1 pseudogene is annotated in these 1,450 nt (G+C 40.3%); it reads left to right on the forward strand.

Annotation, left to right across the window (positions count from 1 at the left end):
• Positions 1-28 precede the first annotated feature (28 nt).
• Positions 29-1,450 (forward strand): annotated as a pseudogene (locus tag ACFINU_RS09815) (replicative DNA helicase); the annotation flags it as partial.

Raw genomic sequence — 1,450 nt, forward strand, 5'->3', positions numbered from 1 at the left:
GAGGCACCAAACAAGGGAAAAGAAAGCAATGAGAACACTGAACATGCTAAAAACAGAAAATCCAAGAGATAATTTTGCTTCTTCTTTTCGTCAACTTCCCCATAATATTGAAGCGGAACAGGCATTACTTGGAGCAATCCTGATTAATAATAATGCACTCGATCGCGTTTCAGACTTTCTCAAAGCAGAACATTTTTTTGAAACGCTACATCAAAAGATCTTTGAGATTGTCTTACAAATTATTCAAAAGGGTCATCTTGCAAACCCCATTACAATTAAGCCCTATATCCAAATGGAAGAAAAAATTGGAGATATTACTGTATACCAGTATGTTGTTCGCTTAGCCACAGAGGCAGTCACTATTATTAACGCTGAAGATTATGGACGTGTCATTTACGATCTTTTTATCCGCCGGTCTTTGATTAATCTTGGCAATGAAGTTGCCAATACAGCTTTTGATGCGCCTCTGGAGTTCACACCTTCCCAACAAATTGAAACGATTGAAAATCAATTATTTGAGTTAGCCGAAAAAGGAAAATATGGAGGTGGGTTTGAAAACTTTGATACAGCCATTGCAAAAGCACTTAACATGGCAAGCGCTGCGAAAAAGCGTTCCTCACAGCTTTCAGGGATAGCTACCCATATCAAAACCCTTGATGAAAAAATGGGAGGGCTACAACCATCCGATTTGATTATCATAGCTGGACGCCCTGGTATGGGTAAAACATCACTTGCTACCAATATTGCTTTTAATATTGCTAATGCTTGTAAGCGTGATAACAGCCAAGCCAATGAAGGGGGTATTGTTGGTTTCTTCTCACTTGAGATGTCAACTGAACAGCTTGCAACTCGTATTATTTCCGAACAAATAAAGGTTTCTTCTTCGGATATGCGTCGTGGTAATATCTCAGAAGAGCAATTTACCAACATCATTTACGCAATGCGCTCTTTACAAACAATCCCTCTTTATATTGATCAAACGGGGGTGTCTCCCTTGCACAATTGGCCGCCCGTGCAAGGCGTCTGAAACGACAACATGGTTTAGATGTTTTGATTATCGACTATATCCAACTCATGACAAGTGGTTCAAAGCGTTCATTAGAAAATCGCGTTCAAGAAATTACAGCCATTACCACCGGATTAAAAGCACTTGCAAAAGAACTCAATATTCCCATCATTGCTCTGTCACAACTTTCGCGACAAGTTGAAAACCGAACCGATAAACGTCCACAACTCTCTGATTTACGTGAATCTGGTTCAATCGAGCAAGATGCCGACATTGTTCTGTTCGTTTATCGTGAAGAATATTATCTCAAAAATGAAGAACCCAAAGAAGGCACCTCTGAGTATAGCAAATGGCAAGAGGCAATGGAGCAAGCCAAGGGCAAAGCTGAGGTTATTATAGCAAAACAACGCCATGGTCCGACAGGAATCGTTTCCCTTGCCTTTC

Origin of the sequence: Bartonella sp. AC130YNZD (assembly GCF_042196865.1) — a bacterium.
Lineage (GTDB): Bacteria > Pseudomonadota > Alphaproteobacteria > Rhizobiales > Rhizobiaceae > Bartonella.